The 18,325-nt window shown below is 67.5% G+C and carries 17 protein-coding genes; 13 read left to right on the top strand and 4 right to left on the bottom strand.

Translation table 11 applies throughout. The features are described from left to right. Positions 1 to 18: 18 nt before the first annotated feature. From AC07RV_RS35765 to AC07RV_RS35750, 4 genes are all read right to left on the bottom strand, one after another. Positions 19 to 1,482: an aldehyde dehydrogenase family protein gene (locus tag AC07RV_RS35765; protein ID WP_296788325.1), complete on the bottom strand. Its 1,464-nt coding sequence runs from the start codon at positions 1,480 to 1,482 to the stop codon at positions 19 to 21. A gap of 79 nt (positions 1,483 to 1,561) precedes the next feature. Next, positions 1,562 to 2,569, bottom strand: a complete 1,008-nt coding sequence (locus AC07RV_RS35760; protein ID WP_296788059.1) for a hydroxyquinol 1,2-dioxygenase — start codon at positions 2,567 to 2,569, stop codon at positions 1,562 to 1,564. Positions 2,570 to 2,594: 25 nt separating this feature from the next. Beyond that, positions 2,595 to 3,125, bottom strand: a complete 531-nt coding sequence (locus tag AC07RV_RS35755; RefSeq protein WP_296788057.1) for a cupin domain-containing protein — start codon at positions 3,123 to 3,125, stop codon at positions 2,595 to 2,597. Between the two features lie 130 nt (positions 3,126 to 3,255). Continuing rightward, the gene (locus tag AC07RV_RS35750; protein ID WP_093347648.1) at positions 3,256 to 4,200 is read right to left on the bottom strand and encodes a LysR family transcriptional regulator; all 945 of its coding nucleotides are present in this window, start codon (positions 4,198 to 4,200) and stop codon (positions 3,256 to 3,258) included. A 137-nt stretch (positions 4,201 to 4,337) separates the two neighbouring features. On the opposite strand from AC07RV_RS35750, the gene AC07RV_RS35745 reads away from it, so the two are divergent. The 13 genes from AC07RV_RS35745 to AC07RV_RS35685 all read left to right on the top strand — a co-directional run bounded on the left by AC07RV_RS35745 (position 4,338) and on the right by AC07RV_RS35685 (position 18,319). Continuing rightward, positions 4,338 to 5,885 carry an amino acid permease gene (locus AC07RV_RS35745; RefSeq protein WP_296788056.1) on the top strand — a complete coding sequence of 516 codons (1,548 nt, stop codon included), beginning with the start codon at positions 4,338 to 4,340 and terminating at the stop codon, positions 5,883 to 5,885. A 158-nt stretch (positions 5,886 to 6,043) separates the two neighbouring features. After that, positions 6,044 to 7,183 (top strand): nuclear transport factor 2 family protein, encoded by a 1,140-nt coding sequence (locus AC07RV_RS35740; RefSeq protein WP_296788055.1) that lies wholly within the window; start codon positions 6,044 to 6,046, stop codon positions 7,181 to 7,183. A 101-nt stretch (positions 7,184 to 7,284) separates the two neighbouring features. Next, the gene (locus AC07RV_RS35735; protein WP_296788054.1) at positions 7,285 to 8,721 is read left to right on the top strand and encodes a L,D-transpeptidase family protein; all 1,437 of its coding nucleotides are present in this window, start codon (positions 7,285 to 7,287) and stop codon (positions 8,719 to 8,721) included. A gap of 412 nt (positions 8,722 to 9,133) precedes the next feature. After that, on the top strand, positions 9,134 to 9,334 hold the full coding sequence (locus AC07RV_RS35730) for a Flp family type IVb pilin (protein WP_296788053.1): 201 nt from the start codon (positions 9,134 to 9,136) through the stop codon (positions 9,332 to 9,334). Then, positions 9,331 to 9,837, top strand: a complete 507-nt coding sequence (locus AC07RV_RS35725) for an A24 family peptidase (RefSeq protein WP_296788052.1) — start codon at positions 9,331 to 9,333, stop codon at positions 9,835 to 9,837. The genes AC07RV_RS35730 and AC07RV_RS35725 overlap by 4 nt, the downstream gene beginning before the upstream one ends. A 66-nt stretch (positions 9,838 to 9,903) precedes the next feature. Further along, positions 9,904 to 10,884 carry a Flp pilus assembly protein CpaB gene (cpaB, locus tag AC07RV_RS35720; protein ID WP_296788051.1) on the top strand — a complete coding sequence of 327 codons (981 nt, stop codon included), beginning with the start codon at positions 9,904 to 9,906 and terminating at the stop codon, positions 10,882 to 10,884. Between the two features lie 48 nt (positions 10,885 to 10,932). Then, positions 10,933 to 12,297: a type II and III secretion system protein family protein gene (locus AC07RV_RS35715; protein ID WP_296788050.1), complete on the top strand. Its 1,365-nt coding sequence runs from the start codon at positions 10,933 to 10,935 to the stop codon at positions 12,295 to 12,297. A gap of 35 nt (positions 12,298 to 12,332) precedes the next feature. Next, positions 12,333 to 13,616 (top strand): CpaE/TadZ family protein, encoded by a 1,284-nt coding sequence (locus AC07RV_RS35710; RefSeq protein ID WP_296788049.1) that lies wholly within the window; start codon positions 12,333 to 12,335, stop codon positions 13,614 to 13,616. Positions 13,617 to 13,623: 7 nt separating this feature from the next. Continuing rightward, positions 13,624 to 14,940: a TadA family conjugal transfer-associated ATPase gene (locus AC07RV_RS35705; RefSeq protein ID WP_296788048.1), complete on the top strand. Its 1,317-nt coding sequence runs from the start codon at positions 13,624 to 13,626 to the stop codon at positions 14,938 to 14,940. Continuing rightward, positions 14,933 to 15,940, top strand: coding sequence for a type II secretion system F family protein (locus AC07RV_RS35700; RefSeq protein ID WP_296788045.1), 1,008 nt, complete (start codon positions 14,933 to 14,935; stop codon positions 15,938 to 15,940). Before AC07RV_RS35705 ends, AC07RV_RS35700 begins: the two co-directional genes overlap by 8 nt. Beyond that, the gene (locus AC07RV_RS35695) at positions 15,937 to 16,896 is read left to right on the top strand and encodes a type II secretion system F family protein (RefSeq protein ID WP_296788043.1); all 960 of its coding nucleotides are present in this window, start codon (positions 15,937 to 15,939) and stop codon (positions 16,894 to 16,896) included. Before AC07RV_RS35700 ends, AC07RV_RS35695 begins: the two co-directional genes overlap by 4 nt. After that, positions 16,893 to 17,861: a tetratricopeptide repeat protein gene (locus AC07RV_RS35690; RefSeq protein ID WP_296788040.1), complete on the top strand. Its 969-nt coding sequence runs from the start codon at positions 16,893 to 16,895 to the stop codon at positions 17,859 to 17,861. The genes AC07RV_RS35695 and AC07RV_RS35690 overlap by 4 nt, the downstream gene beginning before the upstream one ends. Continuing rightward, positions 17,858 to 18,319, top strand: a complete 462-nt coding sequence (locus tag AC07RV_RS35685) for a DUF3613 domain-containing protein (protein WP_296788037.1) — start codon at positions 17,858 to 17,860, stop codon at positions 18,317 to 18,319. The genes AC07RV_RS35690 and AC07RV_RS35685 overlap by 4 nt, the downstream gene beginning before the upstream one ends. Positions 18,320 to 18,325: the final 6 nt, after the last annotated feature.

Here is an 18,325-nt window from a genome sequence, read left to right as displayed (position 1 = left end):
ATGCCGCTCTGTCGAAACTCAGCGCGCGAAGTGCGGCGGTATCCGCGCGTCGACGTTGACCCACACGCTCTTGACCTGCGTGTACTCGCGCATCGCGTCGAAGCCCATCTCGCGGCCGTAGCCGCTCTGGCCCACGCCGCCGAAGGGCGAGCCGGGGTTCACGCGCTTGTAGCTGTTGATCCAGACCATGCCGGCGTGCAGCTCGCGCGCCACCTTGTGGGCGCGCTGCAGGTCCTTCGTCCACAGGCCCGAGCCCAGCCCGTAGTCGGTGCCGTTGGCGATGCGCATCGCCTCCTCGTCGTCCTTGAAGGTCAGCACGGTGACGAAGGGGCCGAAGACCTCTTCCTGCGCGACCCGGTCGCGGTACGACTTCGCGCGCATCACGGTGGGCTCGACATAGCAGCCCTTCGCGAGATCGCCGCCCGGCGACCGGCCGCCCGCGAGCAGCTCGCCACCCTCGCCCTGCGCGACCTCGACGTAGCCCAGCACGCGCTCGCGGTGCTGGGCGCTGGTCAACGGGCCCATTTCGGTGTTCTCGTCGAGCGGATTGCCGAGGCGGATCGACTTGGCGAGCGGAACGAACTGCGCGAGGAATTCGTCGGCGATCCGCTCGTGCAGCATCAGCCGCGAGCCCGCGATGCAGGCCTGGCCCTGGTTGTGGAAGATGGCCCAGGCGCTGCCGTTGACGGCGGCCTGCAGGTTCGCGTCCTCGAACACGATGTTGGGCCCCTTGCCGCCGAGCTCGAGCTGCACCTTCTTGAGGTTGCCCGCGCTGGCCTGCACGATGCGCCGGCCCGTCGCCGTGCTGCCCGTGAAGGCGATCTTCGCGATCTCCGGATGCTCGGCGATGTACTGGCCCGCCACGCTGCCCAGGCCCGGCAGCATGTTGACCACGCCGGGCGGCAGGCCCGCCTCGGCCATCAGCTCGGCGATGCGCAGCGAACTCAGCGGCGTGATCTCGGCCGGCTTCATCACGATGCAGTTGCCGGCCGCGAGCGCGGGCGCCATCTTCCAGCTCGTGAACATCAGCGGGAAGTTCCACGGCACCACCTGGCCGACGATGCCCACGGGCTCGCGCAGCGTGTAGTTGAGGAAGCCTTCCTCGACGGGAATGGTCTCGCCCTGGAACTTGTCGGCCATGCCGCCGAAGTAGCGGAAGCACGCGGCCGTGCGCGGCACGTCGAGGCGGCGCGAGTCGCGGATCGGGTGGCCGGTGTCCAGCGATTCGAGGCGCGCGAGCTCCTCGGCGTTGGCCTCGATCAGGTCGGCGAGCCTGAGCAGGATGCGGCCGCGGTCGGCGGCGGCCATGCGGCTCCATGCCGGGAACGCGCGCTTCGCGGCGGCGACGGCCTTGTCGACGTCGGCCTTGCCCGCGAGCGCGACATCGACGATGGGCGTGTTGTCGTGCGGGTTCAGGGTGGCGAGGGTCTCGCCCGATTCGGCGTCGACGAAGCGGCCGTCGATGAAGAGTTGGTGGCGGATGGACGAAGCAGGCATGCGTTTCCTCTCCCTCCCCCGCAGGGGAGAGTTGGATGGGGCGTTGGGAAGGAAGGGAACCCGGTCAGAACTGGACCGGGATCTCCGGGCTCTCGCCCTTCTGGATCTCGTACACCAGGCTCGGCGAGCCGTTCTCCCACACCAGCAGCATCGAGCGCTTGGGGCTGAAGCCCTGGTGGCGGCAGTAGGCGGGCATGGCGGCCATGTCGCCGGCCTTCATGATCACGCGGGCCATGGGCTTGCCGGTGTTCTTGTCGCCGCAGTCCCAGTGGATCTCGTCGGTCATCTGGAAGAACCACTCGACGCGGTCGTTGCCGTGGATGATCGGCAGGATGTGCTCCTCGGTCGTCGGGCACATGTAGCTGTGCTTCACCACCGAGGTGAAGCTCGGGTTCCAGGTCACCTGCGAGCGGCTCAGGAAGCCGAAGAGATTGAAGGCATGCACCTCGTTCTCGAAGCCGGGCTCGGGATGCAGCTCGGGCTGGTCCTGCGGCACGTCGGCGAAGGCGCGGTTGACCGGCGCGCCGCGCTCGTCGCTGCGCAGGTCGAGGTCGCCCTGGAGGCCCACGCAGCGCGTGGCGAGTTCGCGTGCCCGCGTGATCTTGGCCGTGTTGTTGCCGTTCTTGCGGCCGTAGGGCGAGCCGGTCTCCTGCGGCGCGGCGAAGGGATCGAAGCTCGCGTTGGTCCAGTCGTCGAGCATGGCCTCGAAGGTGGCGCGGATCTGGGCACTCGGGAAGTTCTCGAGCAGGTCGATGCCCGCGTCCTTCATGGTGCCGTTGAAGCTGCCGGCATAGAGGTCGACCGAGTCGTAGTGGTTGACGGTGCCGAACACGCTGTCGAAGTTGACCCAGCCGTAGAAGAAGCCCCAGGCCACGTCGCGCATCAGCGCGCGCAGGTAGTTGCCCGCATCCATGGTGTGGCTCATCGGGCGGCCGTCGCGGGTCTGCCAGCCGATGTGGACGAAATACTCGTCGCGGCGGAAGCGGAAGCTGCCGAGCGAGAAGTCCTTGTAGCCGAGCGCGGCGTCGGGTTGCGAGGCGATGACTCGGGCGAGTTCTGCGGGTGCGTTCATGGCGGGTGCTCCTCTTTCGATGCGATCAATGCGATTGGCAGATCTCGGCCCACTTCTCGACCGACAGCTCGCCCTTGCAGGTCTGCAGCACGATCACGCCGGGGCGCGCGCTGCGGAACTGGTAGGCGGTGTTCTTCGGCAGCAGGCCCTGGTGGCCGCGCGAGAGCTTCATCCAGCCCATCTTCTTGCCGCGCGGCTCGCCCTCGACCTGCACGGCGCCGTTCTTCTCGGGGTCGGCCACCTTCTGGGCCGCGTCGAGCTGCACCAGGTGCACCTCGACCTCGCCGTCCATCACCAGCGCGAACTCGTCGTGCGCGCAGGTGAACCAGGGCGAGTGGCCCTCGGCGCGCAGGGTCTCGAGCACGTAGATCTGGTTCTGGCCGAACACCACCTTCTCGTAGGGCCGGCTGTTGTTCGCGATCTCGAAGCAATTGGAGAAGGCGTAGTGGCGCACGTCGTCGGCGATCGGCTCGACGTGGCCTTTCTCGTAGTGGGCGAGCGAACCGAAGCGGGTGCGGTAGGCGGGCCCTTCGTGGGCCGTGGGGGTCTGGGTCATGGCGGTCTCCTTGGTTCTGGCTTGGACCGAACTCTAGGAAACAACCGGGGCCGCCGGTAGGGACCAGATTGGAAGAGGATTATTCGCAGACTCCGAATAATCGCTGGGGTTTACCCGGGAAGGCGCGCGCTCACTCGATGAGTTCGGCCGGGATCATCCCGCGCTCGATCAGCGTGGCGTCCCAGGGCGGCACGCGCGTGAAGCGGGTCGCGATGTGCTCGATGAACAGCCGCAGCTTGAGCGCGTTGCGCGAGGTGCCCGCATAGACCGCGCTCAGCGAGAACGACGAGAGCTGGTGCTCGGGCAGCACCACGCGCAGCTCGCCGCGCGCGATCGCGTCGCCCGCCACCAGCGTGGGCAGGCAGACGATGCCCGCGTGCTCGAGCGCGTACTCGCGCAGCAGGTGCACGCTGTTGGTCAGCAGCGCGGCCGCGAGATAGATGGTGGTCTGCTCGCCCTGGTGGTGGAAGGTCCAGCGGTCGCGCGTGGGATAGCCCGAGTACAGGCCCAGCTTGTGGCGGTGCAGCTCGCGCGGGGTCGCGGGCGTGCCGTGGCGCTCGAGGTACTCGGGCGTGGCGCACAGCAGCCGGCGCACCGGGAACAGCGGGCGCGACACCAGCTCCTCGGAGGCGGCCGGGAAGATCTGCAGCGCGCAGTCGACGCCGGCCTTGACGGGGTCGACCACCGCGTCGCTCACGATCAGCTCGAGGTGGATGTCGGGATAGGTGGTGTGGAACTCGCGCAGCAGCGAGGCGAAGCGCCCGAGCACCATGCCCGTGAGCGCATGCACGCGCAGCACGCCCGAGGGGGTACCGCGCGCATCGCGCATCTGGTCGACGATGTCGTTGGCGCGGCCCACGAGTTCCACGCAGTCGCGCAGGAAGGCCTGGCCCACGTCGCTGAGCCGCACCACGCGCGTGCTGCGGTGGAACAGCGGCGCGCCGAGGAACTCCTCGAGCTGCTTGACGCGCGTGGTGACCACCGAGTTCGCCACCCGGAGCTGGCGCGCCGCCTCCGCAAAACTCTGCGTCTGCGCGACGCGCACGAAGGCTTCGATGCTCTGGAGGCGGTCCATGGCGGGACTGTACTGTGCGGGCCCCGCGGCCGTACCCCGGGGCGACGCGGGGGTGCGCGCAGGGCCGCACTTATGATCGCCGCCACCTCGCGCGGGCCTCACGGTCCGCGCGGGCTCATACGGGAGAACACAACGACATGGCAACGGAGTCCACCGCGCCCACCCTCGCCTCGCGCACCGGCGCCGAGGAACCCACGCTGCGCCGCGCGCTCGGCACGCGCCACCTGACGATGATCGCCATCGGCGGCTCGATCGGCACCGGCCTGTTCGTGGCCTCGGGCGCCACCGTGTCGCAGGCCGGCCCGGGCGGCGCGCTCGCGGCCTACCTGCTGATCGGCGCGATGGTCTATTTCCTCATGACCAGCCTCGGCGAGCTCGCGGCCTGCATGCCGGTGTCGGGCTCGTTCGCGACCTATGGCGCGCTCTACGTCGACGAGGGCTTCGGCTTCGCGCTCGGCTGGAACTATTGGTACAACTGGGCCGTGACCATCGCGGTCGAGCTCGCGGCCGCGCAGCTGGTGATGCAGTACTGGTTCCCGGGCACGCCGGCCATGCTGTGGAGTGCGCTGTTCCTCGGGCTGATGTTCCTGCTCAACGCGATCTCGGTGCGCGGCTTCGGCGAGGCCGAGTTCTGGTTCGCGCTGGTCAAGGTGGTGACGGTGATCGCCTTCGTGGTGGTCGGCGTGCTGATGATCTTCGGCATCCTGCGCGGCGACCGGCCCGCGGGCTTCGGCAACCTCACGCTCGGCGACGCGCCCTTCGTGGGCGGCCTGCCCGCGATGATCGGCGTGGCGATGATCGCGGGCTTCTCGTTCCAGGGCACCGAGCTGATCGGCGTGGCGGCCGGCGAATCGGCCAACCCCGCGAAGAACATCCCGCGCGCCGTGCGCCAGGTGTTCTGGCGCATCCTGCTGTTCTACGTGCTGGCGATCGGCGTGATCGGCGTGCTGATTCCCTACACCGACCCGAACCTGATCAAGACCGACCTCCACGCCATCGGCGTGAGCCCGTTCACGCTGGTGTTCCGCCACGCCGGGCTGGCCTTCGCGGCCAGCGTGATGAACGCGGTGATCCTCACGGCCGTGCTGTCGGCCGGCAACTCGGGCATGTATGCCTCGACCCGGATGCTGTTCAACCTCGCGAAGGACGGCCGCGCGCCGCGCTGCTTCGCGCGGCTCACGCGCGCGGGCGTGCCGCTCAATGCGCTGCTCGCGACCACCGCAGTCGGCGCGCTGTGCTTCCTGACCTCGCTGTCGGAAAGCCAGGGCGTGTACCTATGGCTGCTGAACCTCTCGGGCATGACCGGCTTCGTGGCCTGGCTCGGCATCGCGGTGAGCCACTACCGCTTCCGCAAGGGAATGATGGCGCAGGGGCTGGACCTGTCGCTGCTGCCCTACCGCTCGCCCTTCTTCCCCTACGGGCCGCTGTTCGCCTTCGGCCTGTGCCTGGTGGTCACGCTGGGCCAGAACTACGCCGCCTTCACGGGCGGGCGCATCGACTGGATCGGCGTGTTCTCGACCTACATCGGGCTGGTGCTGTTCGTGGCGGTCTGGTGGGGCTACCGGCTGGCGCGCGGCAGCCGATTCGTGGCCTATCGCGACATGCACTTCCCGGCCCTGCTGCGGCCGGCGCCGGGCCATGGGCTGGCGCCGGCGGACAGCGGGCAGGAACGCGGCGCAGCGTGAAAGGCCCGGCACCACGGTTTTCGGTGGTCGATGCCGCGGGGAATGAAACGGCGTTGCAGGCACGCCGCAGCGGCGCCCTCGGTGTGTCTGAAGGTTAACCGCCCCACTTACAATCCCGGGCGCATCCCCTTTCCTCTCCCTCACGAGGCCTCGCCGCCATGCCCAAGAGCTCCCTGCGCACTCCTTTCAGCCTGACGCCCGTCGTGCGCGCCCTGTTCCTGGCCGCCGCGGTCGGTGCCACGGCCCTGCCCGCGCTGGCGGCGCCCGAGCACGAGGAAGTCGACCGCCTGATGCAGGCCGGCAAGCTCGAGGAAGCCTCGACCAAGGCCGACGCCTTCCTGAAGGACAAGCCGCGCGACCCGCAGATGCGCTTCCTCAAGGGCGTGATCCAACTCGACACCGGCAAGCGCGCCGAGGCGATCGCGGCCTTCACCCAGCTCACGCAGGACGCCCCCGAGCTGCCCGAGCCCTACAACAACCTCGCGGTCATCTACGCGAGCCAGAATCAGTTCGACAAGGCGCGCAACGCCCTCGAGAGCGCGATCCGCACCAATCCGAGCTACGCCACCGCCCAGGAAAACCTCGGCGATCTCTATGCGCGGCTCGCGAGCCAGGCCTACAGCAAGGCGCTGCAGCTCGACCAGAACAACACCGCGGTCGCGCCCAAGCTGGCGGTGATCCGCACGCTGTTCGTGCCGGCCGTGCCCGGCGCCAAGCCGACCGTGCTGGCGGCGGCGGCGCCCGAGGCACCGCGCCCGGCACCGGCGGCCCCGGCCCCCGCCCCGGTCGCGAAGGCGCCCGCCCCCGCTCCGGCGCCCGTCGCGGCCCCCGTGCCGGCGCCGGCGCCCGCACCGGTGGCCAAGGCACCGGCGCCCGCTCCCGCACCGGCCGTGGTCGCCAAGGCACCCGAGGCTTCGCCCCCCGCCGCCGCACCGGCCGCGCCCGCCGCTTCGTCGAGTGCCAATGCGGAGGTCGAATCGGCCGTGCGCGGCTGGGCGGCCGCCTGGGCCGGCCAGGACATGGACCGCTACCTCGCCGCCTACGGTAGCGACTTCACGCCCGGCGGCGGCCAGAGCCGCAAGAACTGGGAAGAGGAACGCCGCGCGCGCATCGTCGGCAAGTCCAGCATCAGCGTGAACCTCGAGAACCTCGTGATCCAGGTCAACGGCCAGTCGGCCACCGCCAAGTTCCGCCAGGTCTACCGTGCCGACAACCTCAACATCTCCAGCCGCAAGACGCTGGAACTGCAACGCTCCGGCGGTCAGTGGCACATCCGCAAGGAAAGCGTCGGCGGCTAGTGGCAGACATCGTCCGGCGGGGCCGGCCTCAGATCCCAGAACTCCGGCGCGGCGGGAGCCTCCTTGCCGCGCTGATGGCCGCGTCGGCCCTCGTGCTCGCCATGCCTGCCGGCGCCGCCGGCAGCACGGGCAAGACTGCGCATGCCAAGACGGCCGGCGCCAAGTCCGGCAAGAGCGCTGCCGGCAGCAGCCGCTCGGCGCAGAAGGAAAAGGCCGGCGCCAAGGAAGCGCGCGGCACCCGCGAATCGCGCAGCGTGCGCGAAGTTCGGGAGGCACGCGAAGCCCGTGACGCCAAGGGCGGCAAGGCCCAGGCCCGCCTGAAGAAGGGTGCCGTGGCGACCGCGGCCGCCGCGGCGGCCGGCACCGCCGCCGCGTCTTCCGAAGCCCGCAGCGCGCGCAAGACGCCGCCCGCGGGCGCGATCCAGGAAGCCGGCAACGCCGAGGCGCGACTGATCGCGATCTACGAACTCTTCGGCCGCGGCCAGCCGCGGCCCGCACTGGCCAAGGCGCGCGAACTGGTGCGCGACTACCCGAATTTCCAGCTCGCTCAGCTCGTGTACGGCGACCTGCTCGCCTCGCAGGTGCCCGCCGTGCACAGCCTCTCGGACGCCGCCAGCGTGGCGCGCCTGAAGGGCAATCCGGCCATGGCCGAGCTGCAGGAAGAATCGCGCCGCCGCCTGCAGGCGCTGCGCGAACGGCCGCCGCCGAACACCGTGCCTTCGCAGTTCCTCGAACTGTCCACGCGCAGCCGCTATGCGATCGCCATCGATGCCTCGCGCTCGCGCCTGTACCTGCTCGAGAACGGCGACAAGGGCCTGAAGCTCGTGGCCGACTACTACATCTCGGTCGGCAAGTCGGGCATCGACAAGGCGATCGAGGGCGATGCGCGCACCCCGCTGGGCGTGTACTTCATCACCAGCAGCCTCGACCCGAAGTCGCTCAAGGACTTCTACGGCGCCGGCGCGCTGCCGATCAACTACCCCAACGCCTACGACCAGCGCCGCGGCAAGACCGGCGGCGGCATCTGGCTGCACGGCACGCCCTCGCAGCAGTACGCGCGCGCGCCGCTGGCCAGCGACGGCTGCGTGGTCATGGCCAATCCCGACCTGCGCCAGCTGCTGCGCAAGGTGCAGATCGGCGCCACGCCGGTCGTCACCGCGCGCAGCCTGCAATGGATTTCCCAGCCCCAGGCCGAAAAGGACGCCCAATCCTTTACCAGCGCGATCAATGCCTGGAAAGACGCCCGGACCCAGGGAAATGAAGCGCAATTGAAAAAATTCTATTTGCCCGATTTTCAGCGCCAAGCGAAAAAATCGGCCGACGGAATTTCAATTGTCCGCGACGAAATGGAATACGCCCAGGGCCGGCGTATTCAGTTAAAAGATGTTTCCTACCTCCATTGGCGCGACAGCGACGACACCATGGTCGCCACTTTCGGCGAGGTGTTCGAGGGGGAACGCAGCGGTCGGATGCGCCGCCAGTACTGGCTGCGCCAAGGCGGCGAGTGGAAGCTCTTCCACGAGGAAATCCTGGGCTGATCCCCCTTCGCAGGCAGGGTTGAGGCCCTGAACCTGTGATTTTTTGCGCACGGTCCAACCCTTTCTGGACTGTTACATCTGACCGTTTTCGGGTCGTGTCACGTAACACGTAACACGCATGTACCCGTAACGCGCCGCTCTCGCGCACCCCTGTTCCGTAACACTCCCTCCCGTCTTCATGGGATGTCGGTGCACGCCTACAGAGGGAAAAATCGTTTCCGAACTGTTACTCAGCGTCTCTGACCGACCGGTCAACCGATGTCCGTGGGAGTTGGCAACCATCGTGCTAGCAATCCTTGACTAGCACAGCGGAACTCCCTTCCATCGGGTTTGCCTTGTTGATACACAGAGTTACGCCGGATAACATTCGCACCGCCAGCCCTTGTTAACGACTTTTTCTGAAAGGTTAATCATGCTCAACGCTATTACTCGTTTTATTCGCGACGAAGAAGGTGCCACCGCCATCGAATACGGAATCATTGCCGGGATGATGGCAATTCTTCTGGCCTTCATCTTCAACGACTCCACCGGCACTTTGGCCGTCGCACTGAAAGGTGTTTTCTCGCGCATTTCGACTTCGCTCGGCGGCGCAGCAGGAGGCTCCGGCACTTGAGATTTGAAGCCCCATTTCTTTTGTGGCTTCTTTTTGCAGTCGTCTATGACTTCCGCCAACGCCGCATCCCCAACTGGCTCGTGCTCGCGGGCGCCCTCGGGGCGCTCATCGCACTGGCCTTCGGGGCTGCGCCGTTCGGACACGGCTGGACGTCGGCACTTCTTGGCGCAGCGGTGGGCTTCGGCTTCCTGCTCGTCTTCCATCTTCTGGGGCTCATGGGAGCAGGCGACGTGAAATACGCCGGCGCTCTCGGACTGTGGGTGGGCCTGGCGGCACTGGCGCCAATCTGGATCATCAGCAGCGTACTTGCAGCCGCGCACGGACTTCTCTGGCTTGCACTCCAGCGCTGGCCTCTTTCGCCCAGGCTTGCGCTCTTTCTTTTCGGTCAGCCCATCTCCCGGGACGGTCAGACGCCCACGAGACGGACTCGTTTCATCCCTTATGCGGCCTACCTCTCCGTGGCTGCAGCGATATGGATGGTTTGGGGCCGACAGAGTTTGTAGTCACTCTGCCGCGAGCTTTTCATCGACGGTTCCCGATTGCCCGCCCATCCTCTCCGAATGCCGCCCATGATCAATCTCACCAAAATCATCGCCGCCGTCCTCGTCCTGCTGGCTCTTGCACTCGGCGGCTATGCGTGGATGCTCAGCCGCCAGGCCCCCGTGGCACCGCCGCCAGTGGCCGCCGCATCCGGCGGCGCGCCCGCGAAGGCGGCACAGGCTCAGACCTTCCCCGTGGTCGTGGCCACCAAACCGCTGCCGGCCGGCCTGGCGATTCCGGCCGACGCGCTGCGCGTCGAGCAACTCACGATCAACCCCGCGGGCGCCTTCCAGGAAGTGGCGCCACTCGCGGGTCGCGTACCCGTGATCGATCTGGGCGAAGGCACGCCACTGCTCGAAGGCCAACTGGTCTCGGGGCTTGCGCTGCGCGTGGCCGAAGGCGAACGTGCTGTCGCAGTGAAAGCCGACGAGGTCATGGGCGTGGGCAACAAGGTGCAACCAGGCGACTTCGTCGACGTATTCCTGATGCTCAAGTCCGACAACAAGGAAATCGATCGGAGCCAGGCTCGTTTGCTGCTGTCGCGCAAGCGCGTGCTGGCCTTCGGCAGCGCATCGGTCGACGGTCTTCCGTCGAAGACGGACAAGAACGCCGCCGCGCAGGCACAACGCGCGGAAATCGCGCGCACCGCAGTGCTCGCCGTGCCCGTCGAGGAGATCAACCGTCTCACCCTGGGAGAGAACAGCGGTCGACTGCTGCTGGCGCTGCGCAATCCCACCGATATGTCGGTCCCCGATCCCAAGCTGTTCGCCGAACTGCCCGTGGTGCTCCAGCCAGTTCCGGCCAAGCCCGGCGAGCCTCGCCGTCCGCCGCTCGAAGGGCTCGATCGCGCCCAGGCCGGGGTGACCATCGTCGATTTCGTGAACGGCGGCAAGCCAGGCGCTCAACCCGCCGCCATTGCACGGGCACCTGCAGCCCGTACTGGCGGTGATCGCGGCGGACTTCAGGTCGAAGTCATCCGCGGCGACCGCAGCGAAACCATCCGTTACTGAATGCGAGACCAGCGCCAGCACATGCAATCCCTGCAGGAAAAAAACACCATGACGCTCCTTCTCCGTGCGAGACAGACCGGCCCCGCCTTCAACCTGCGCCCGACGCTCGTCGCGTTGTGCCTGATGGCGCCAGGTGCATCGTCGCTGGCTTCCGCAGCCGACGCACCGCAGGCCGTCGCCCAGATCGCGCCGACACCCGTTCGTCTCGAGGCCGGCACGCAGCGCGAACTGCTGATCCCCAAGGGGATCGATCGCATGGCGATCGCCGACGAAACGGTGGCAGGTGTTGCCTTGACCCGGCAGACGCCTAACTCGCCGGCCGCGCGATTGATCGTGACGGGCAAATCGGCTGGCCGCACCACGCTCATGGTCTGGGAAAAGGGCCGCAGCGCGGCCACGGTCTATGCACTCGAAATCCGTCGCCGCGGGGCCACCCTGACCGGCTCGCTCGACAGCATGACCGCCCACCAGGAAGCACGCGACGCGGCCATGGCCTCGGGCGGCGAGAAAACTGTCCTGACCGACCGCTCAGTGGTCAACGTGCGCAGCAACACGGTTCAGGTCGAGGTCAAGGTCGTCGAGTTCAATCGCAGCGTGCTCAAGCAGGCCGGCCTCAACATCTTCAGTACGCGCGCCAATTCCAACGGCTTCAGCTTCGGCGTGTTCACGCCCTCGTCGCTCAAGTCCGCGACCTTCGCGTCGAACGGCGCCATCAACAGTGATCAAAACAATCCGCTGGCGCAGGCCTTCAGTCTGCTCTTCAACTTCAGCAAGGCCGGCATCGGCCTGAACGTCGGCTTTCTCGAAGGCAACGGCATGGCGCGCGTGCTCGCCGAACCGACGCTTGTAGCGCTTTCGGGTCAGAGCGCGAGCTTCCTGGCCGGCGGCGAACTGCCGGTGCCCGCACCGCAAGGACTGGGCACCACCAGCATCGAATACAAGCCTTTCGGCATCGGCCTCACGCTCACGCCCACCGTGCTGTCGAACGAACGCATCGTTCTCAAGGTGGCACCCGAGGCCAGCGATCTCGATTACACCAACTCGCTGAGCATCGGCGGCGTGGCCGTGCCGGCCATCAGCACACGCCGCGCCGACACCACGGTCGAACTCGGCGATGGCGAGAGCTTCATCATCGGCGGCCTCGTGAGCCGCACCACGACCTCGAACGCGGACAAGGTGCCGCTGCTTGGCGACATTCCGGTGCTCGGTACCTTCTTCAAGCAGAACAAGTACCAGATGAACGAGAAGGAGCTGGTGATCCTCGTGACGCCGCACCTCGTGAAGCCCATCGCCCGCGACACCGACCTCACCCCCTACCTGCCCGGCGGCGCCGAGCAGCGCGACGGCCCCGTGTGGCGCTCGCACCTGCTAGGGCCGGCGTCCGGCACGACGGTGCCGGGCTTCTCGCGTTGATGGAAACCAGTCACGCACGCCCTGTGGCAGACGCCATGAACGCCCCCCGCGACAGCCTCCCCGAGACCGGCGCAGAGACCTATCTCTTCGCCTCGCCGAACATCGGCCACATCACGTGGCTGACCGACGCACTCGGCAAGCTGGGCACGGTGGTGGTGCTGTCGACCGACATCAAGTCGATCGACGAACGCATCGCCCTGCTCGGCCCGGTGGCCGTCTTTCTCGACTTCTCCGGCGACCACGCACAGGCCGCGAGCGAACTGCACCAGCGCCTGAAGCGCGACTGGCAGGCATTGCCGGTGCTGGCCACGGGCGTGTCGGCGGAACCGGCCTCGATGCTGGCCGCGCTGCGCGCCGGCGTGGACGATTTCGTCGACATGGCCGCGCCGCCCGCCGATGCAGTCAACACGCTGCGCAAGCTTCTCGACCGCCGCAGCAGCCTGCAAAGCGGTACGCGCGGCTGCACGCTCGCCTTGCTCGGCGCGCGGCCGGGCATCGGCGTGACCACGCTCGCGACCAGCCTGTCGCTGATGCTCAACGACCTGCTGGCACAGGCACCTGTCAAGGCGCCGGGGCGCAGCGCGCGACATGGTGTCGCCCTGCTCGACCTCGGCCTGCCCGCGCGCGACGGCCTGCTCTACCTCGACACGCAAAGCGGATTCAGCTTCGTGGAAGGCGTGCGCAACCTGCGCCGCCTCGACCAGACCCTGCTGCACACCGCGCTCGCCCATCACACCAGCGGCGTGGCGGTACTGCCGCTGCCCGCGAACCTCGCGCAGATGCGCGAGGTTTCGCATGCCGACTCGGTCGCGCTGATCAAGCGGCTCGGCGACTTCTTCGATTTCCAGATCGCCGACCTCGGCGGTTTCTCGACCATCGACTTCGTGGCGCAGACCGCGAAGGAAGCGCAGCGCTGCTGGGTCGTCTGCGACCAGAGCATCGGCGCCATCGTCTCCACCGCGAACATGCTCAAGGAACTGCGCACGCGCGGCATAGAGACCGACCAGATGTCGCTGGTGGTCAACAAGTTCGACAGCCACGTCGGCCTCGCGGCCAAGGACATCGCGGAGCGGCTCGAACTGCCGCTGCGTCACGTGCTGCCCGCGCGCAGCACGCAGCTGCTGGCGGCCTCGAGCCACGGCGAAATGCTGGTGCGCACCGCACGCAACGACGCTTACTCGCAGGCCATCGCCGGTCTCGCGCGTGGCCTGCATCAGGAATACACCTCTGGCTCTCCCCAGCAACCGGCGAAGGATCCGCGCTGGACGGCGCTGATGTCGAAGGTCACCGGCTTCCGGAAGAGCCCTACCCAAGGTTGAACAGCCCATGTCCACCGATATCGAATTCGCAGACGACGACCAGGCGTTCGTCGGCTCCCAGCAGTTCCAGGACATCAAGAGCTGGACGCACGATCACCTGCTCAGCCGCATCGAGGAGCTGGGCGCGGAGTTCGGCCGCTGGTCGCGCGCCTCGATCCAGCAGTTCGTCGAGCTCGAGGTCGACAGCTTCGTGCGCCTGCGCCGCGTGCCGATCAACGACCGCGAGATGCAGCTCATCTCGGATGCGCTCACCAAGGAACTCGCGGGCTTCGGCCCGCTGGAAGACCTGCTCAACGATCCCGCGGTCGAAGACATCCTGATCAACGGCTACCAGAACGTCTACGTCTCGCGCCACGGCATGCTGGAGCGCGAGACCCTGCGCTTCGCCGACTCCGAGCACGTGATGCGCATCGTGCGCCGCATCCTCGCACCGCTGGGACGCCGGCTCGACGAAGCCAACCCGATGGTCGACGCGCGCCTGCCCGATGGCGGGCGCATCAACGTGATCATCGAGCCGCTCGCGATCGACGGCCTGTCGGTCTCGATCCGCAAGTTCCGCAAGGAGCCGCTCACGCCAGCCGACCTGGTCAAGCTCGGCACCTTCGATGCAGGCATGGCGCAACTGCTCGAGATCGCGGTGCGCGCGCGCTGCAACGTGCTCGTGAGCGGCGGCACCAGCTCGGGCAAGACGTCTCTGCTCAATGCGCTGGCGAGCTTCATTCCGGCCCGCGAGCGCGTGATCACCATCGAGGACACGGCCGAGCTCTCGCTGAGCACCAGCCACGTGGTGCGGCTCGAGAGCCGCCCGGGCGGCTTCGACGGCCAGGGCGTGGTGTCGATCCGCGACCTGCTGCGCAACAGCCTGCGCATGCGGCCCGACCGCATCATCGTGGGCGAAGTGCGCGGCGCCGAAGTGATCGAGATGCTGCAGGCGATGAACACCGGCCACGAAGGCTCGATGGGCACGATCCACGCGAGCTCGCCGCGCGAATGCCTCTACCGGCTCGAGATGCTCGCGGGCTTCGCGGGCTACCAGGGCAGCGAGGTGAGCCTGCGCAGGCAGATCGCGAGCGCCATCGACTTCATCGTGCAGATCGGCCGGATGTCGAACGGGCAGCGCCGCATCATCTCGCTGAGCGAGGTGACGGGCGTGAACGACAACGTGGTGGCGATGCAGGAGCTGTATCGCTACGAGCCGGTCGTCACGCCCGACGGCGAGGAGAAGGACCGCTGGGTGTCGCTGGGCATCGCGCCGCACTCGCCGAAGATCACACGATTCAGGCAGGCGTTCACGCGGGGCGCCCAGGGAGATCATCGTGCGTGAAGTCATTCTGCTCGGCGCGGCCGTCGTGGCATTGCTGATGGCAGCTGGCGGACTCTTGCTCTGGCAGTGGGCAAGAACACGGCAATCGCGGCAGACGGTCGGCCGGCACCTGGACCTGCAGATTCAGGCGAGCAACGCTCCTGCGGTGCCAGGATCGTCGGCTTCGGCAACGAGCCGAAGCGGCGCACCGGTCGACAATCTCACATCCGGACTCATGACCGATCCGTGGCTTCAGACCGAGGCGACGGCGGCGGCCACGCAGCACAAGGGCTGGCTGGATACGGCGATGCCCGGCTGGTTGCTGGGCGTGATCGAACCGAGAACCCTCGCGCTCATCGTCGTCGTAATCGTCGTTGGATCGATCGTGGTTGGCCTGTTCGGGGGCTGGGTCGCCGCGCTGGCCGCGCTGGCCTTGCTGCTGCTGGGTTCCTCGTTTGCCATCTGGCTTCGCATCCAGAAGATGCGGCGCACCCTGGTGAGCCAGTTGCCTGGATACATCGATGCGATGGTGCGCCTGATCACGATCGGCAATTCGACCCAGGCCTCCTTCCAGCTCGCGATCGGCAGCACGCAGGACCCGCTACGCGGTCACCTCGAACGCTCGGCCTCCCTGGTTCGTGCGGGCGTGGACCTCGATCGCGCACTGCATCAGACGGCGACCAACGTTCGGATCGAAGAGATGTACCTGCTGGCCTCGATCCTCGGATTGGGTGTTCGCTACGGTGGACGTGCCGACCTGCTGCTCGAGCGGGTCAGCAACTTCATGCGCGACCGTGAGCAGGCCGAACACGAACTGGCCGCCATGTCGGCCGAGACCCGCTTGTCGGCGTGGATTCTCGGTTTGTTGCCGGTGGGCGTGGGTGCCTTCCTGATCTCGAACAACCCGAACTATTTCCTTGGCATGTGGAACGATGGCTCGGGCCGCATGATGGTCCTCCTGGCGGTCGGCCTCCAACTGCTGGGAGGCGCCCTGCTCTATCGGCTGGCGAGGCTCACATGACGATGACATCTGCCGCACTGACAACCTTGAGTCTCGCGCTGCTGGCACTCGGCCTTTTGATCGCCGCGGGTGCTCTGATCGCGACAGAGCTGCGGCGTGCGCGCAGCGGCCAGGCGATCGAACGCGCGATCCACCAGGGCACGGTCGTGCTGCCCACCGGTGTTGCCCAGGCGGAGCCGGACCTGGGGTTTCAGGACAAGCCCGACGTGGAGTTGCCGTTTCACTGGCTCAACTCGCGCATCGGCCGGGCCTTGGTTGCCAACGAGGACCGGGACCTCATCGATCAATGCGGCCTGCCGTCGCAGCGCGCGCAACTCATCTTTCTGGTCACCCGCCTGACGCTTGCGGTATTGCTGCCGGTTTCGGCCATGCTGTTCTGGGTCGAGGGTTATTCGCGGTCGACCGTCGCGATGATCATGGCCGCACTGTTCGTTGTCGGGTTCATGGGGCCGAAGTGGGTACTGGGCCGGTTTGCTGCTCAACGGCGCGAACGGGTGGCGCGCGAACTGCCCCTGTTCGTCGACCTGCTCAAGCTGCTCCAGGGGGTGGGCCTGAGCCTGGACCAGAGCCTGCAAATCATGGCGTCCGACTTCTCGCATGTGTTGCACGTGCTGGGTTACGAACTGGCGATTGCGAATCGCCAATACTCGCAGGGCCGCACCCGCGAGCATTCCTTGCAGCGCCTGGCCACGCTGCACAAGAACGAGAACCTGCGTGGCCTGGTCGCACTGCTGGTGCAGGTGGACCGCCACGGCGGCGCGGTGCAGGAGCCGATGCGCGTCTTCAGCGAGCGCCTGCGCGAGCACCGCCGCTCCGAAATGAAGGAACGGATCGGAAAGATCACCGTCAAGATGACCGGGATCATGGTCACCACGCTCCTGCCCGCACTCGTGATCGTGACGGCGGGCCCGGGCTTCATCGCCATCTTCCGTTCACTGGGGAGCATCGGCAAATGAAATCCTTCGCCCGTATCCACTGGCATGCACCCGTCGCGCGCATGGCGATGGCGTCCGCAACGGCGGGGCTGGTCCTCGTGCTCGCCGGCTGCGCCGCCACCAAGGACCACTACGCAGCCGCCGAAGAGGCCCAGCAGCGGCAGGCCTTCGAGACGGCGAGCGAAACCAAGGCAGGCGCCAACATCGACACTCAGGCGACCTACCTGCAGCTCGTGAGCCAGATGCAGCAGCAGGGCTTGTGGTTCGCCTCCCTGGCCCACATCGATGCGCTCGAACAGCGCTGGGGTGTCACGCCGGACTCGACGCGGGTGCGTGCGGATGCCCTGCGCCAGACCGGTCAGGCCGCCCCAGCGGAAACGGCCTACAAGCGCCTGATGGGCACGCCGCTCGAAAGCGCCGGTTACCGCGGCCTGGGCCTGATTGCCGGAGAGCGTGGCAACTTCGCCGAGTCGGCCCAGTTGCTGCGTCAGGCACAACGCCGCACGCCCACCGACGGTCTGCTGCTGAGCGACCTCGGCTACGCGAGCCTGCGTGCAGGCCAGTACGAGGAAGCGCGGCTGCCCCTGATGCAGGCGTTGCAGTTGCGCCCCGACAGCACGCAGGCCCAGGCCAATCTTGCGCTCTACCTCGAACTGACGAACCAGCGCGATCAGGCGCTCGCGTTGATGGACGCGAACCGCATGCCCGAAGCCACGCGCCAGGCTGTGCGTACAGCCGCGATGCAGATGCGCGGCCAGGCGGCCCCCGCGGCTGCCGTCTCGGCGACCACGACGGTCTCCGCAGAGATGCCCACCGAAGTCTCGCCGGTGGCGATCCGCGACGAAGCGATCACCGCACCGCTCGCGCTCAAGGCGTCTCGCTGGGCGGGCATGGGCGGCGCACGGACCGCCAACCAGCTCAATCCCACCGCCGGGGCCGCGGAAGCTGCGGCCTCCTCGAACACGACTTCACGAGGTACCCCATGAACTACAGATCCATCGGCGAGGTCACCGCCCTGTCCGCCTGCGCTTTGGCCGCAATGCTGCTTCTTGCGCCACTGACCGCATCGGCACAGCCGGACGCGGCCAAACCGGACGAAGCGAAGCCCAAGTCCGTCACCACCGTGACCGTTCCGGACGCCCCGACGGCCAAGGCCGCCGAGCCAGCCCCTACGGCAGCGGCCGCTCAGGAAGCGCAGTTGGCCAAGCCCGAGGAAGAGGACGAGTACGTCCCGCCGCTGCAAGTAGGCGATGCGACTCTCAATCTGCTGGCTTGGCAGCGTAGCGGCGAAATCGCCTCGCGCACGCCAAGGCCGATTACCGGCAGCGTGGCGGGTCGTAGCTACGAGCGCTATCTCAAGAGCTTCGAGTTTCCGATCCCCGAGCGGCTCAACTCGACCGTGAGCGAGAAGGGCGGCAGTTCCTCCTCCGGCGGCTCCCGCTGAGCCCCG

It is taken from the genome of Variovorax sp. GW821-FHT09B01, assembly GCF_059418345.1.
This window is presented reverse-complemented; position numbering and strand designations above follow the sequence as displayed.

What these genes read in the sequence shown, in the direction of transcription:
- AC07RV_RS35745 (WP_296788056.1), top strand. Translation starts at nt 4,338, where the DNA reads ATGGCAACGGAGTCCACCGCGCCCACCCTCGCCTCGCGCACCGGCGCC.
- AC07RV_RS35750 (WP_093347648.1), bottom strand. Translation starts at nt 4,200, where the DNA reads ATGGACCGCCTCCAGAGCATCGAAGCCTTCGTGCGCGTCGCGCAGACG.
- AC07RV_RS35760 (WP_296788059.1), bottom strand. Translation starts at nt 2,569, where the DNA reads ATGAACGCACCCGCAGAACTCGCCCGAGTCATCGCCTCGCAACCCGAC.
- AC07RV_RS35695 (WP_296788043.1), top strand. Translation starts at nt 15,937, where the DNA reads ATGACGATGACATCTGCCGCACTGACAACCTTGAGTCTCGCGCTGCTG.
- AC07RV_RS35690 (WP_296788040.1), top strand. Translation starts at nt 16,893, where the DNA reads ATGAAATCCTTCGCCCGTATCCACTGGCATGCACCCGTCGCGCGCATG.
- AC07RV_RS35755 (WP_296788057.1), bottom strand. Translation starts at nt 3,125, where the DNA reads ATGACCCAGACCCCCACGGCCCACGAAGGGCCCGCCTACCGCACCCGC.
- cpaB (WP_296788051.1), top strand. Translation starts at nt 9,904, where the DNA reads ATGATCAATCTCACCAAAATCATCGCCGCCGTCCTCGTCCTGCTGGCT.
- AC07RV_RS35715 (WP_296788050.1), top strand. Translation starts at nt 10,933, where the DNA reads ATGACGCTCCTTCTCCGTGCGAGACAGACCGGCCCCGCCTTCAACCTG.
- AC07RV_RS35740 (WP_296788055.1), top strand. Translation starts at nt 6,044, where the DNA reads ATGCCCAAGAGCTCCCTGCGCACTCCTTTCAGCCTGACGCCCGTCGTG.
- AC07RV_RS35730 (WP_296788053.1), top strand. Translation starts at nt 9,134, where the DNA reads ATGCTCAACGCTATTACTCGTTTTATTCGCGACGAAGAAGGTGCCACC.
- AC07RV_RS35735 (WP_296788054.1), top strand. Translation starts at nt 7,285, where the DNA reads ATGCCTGCCGGCGCCGCCGGCAGCACGGGCAAGACTGCGCATGCCAAG.
- AC07RV_RS35705 (WP_296788048.1), top strand. Translation starts at nt 13,624, where the DNA reads ATGTCCACCGATATCGAATTCGCAGACGACGACCAGGCGTTCGTCGGC.
- AC07RV_RS35710 (WP_296788049.1), top strand. Translation starts at nt 12,333, where the DNA reads ATGAACGCCCCCCGCGACAGCCTCCCCGAGACCGGCGCAGAGACCTAT.
- AC07RV_RS35685 (WP_296788037.1), top strand. Translation starts at nt 17,858, where the DNA reads ATGAACTACAGATCCATCGGCGAGGTCACCGCCCTGTCCGCCTGCGCT.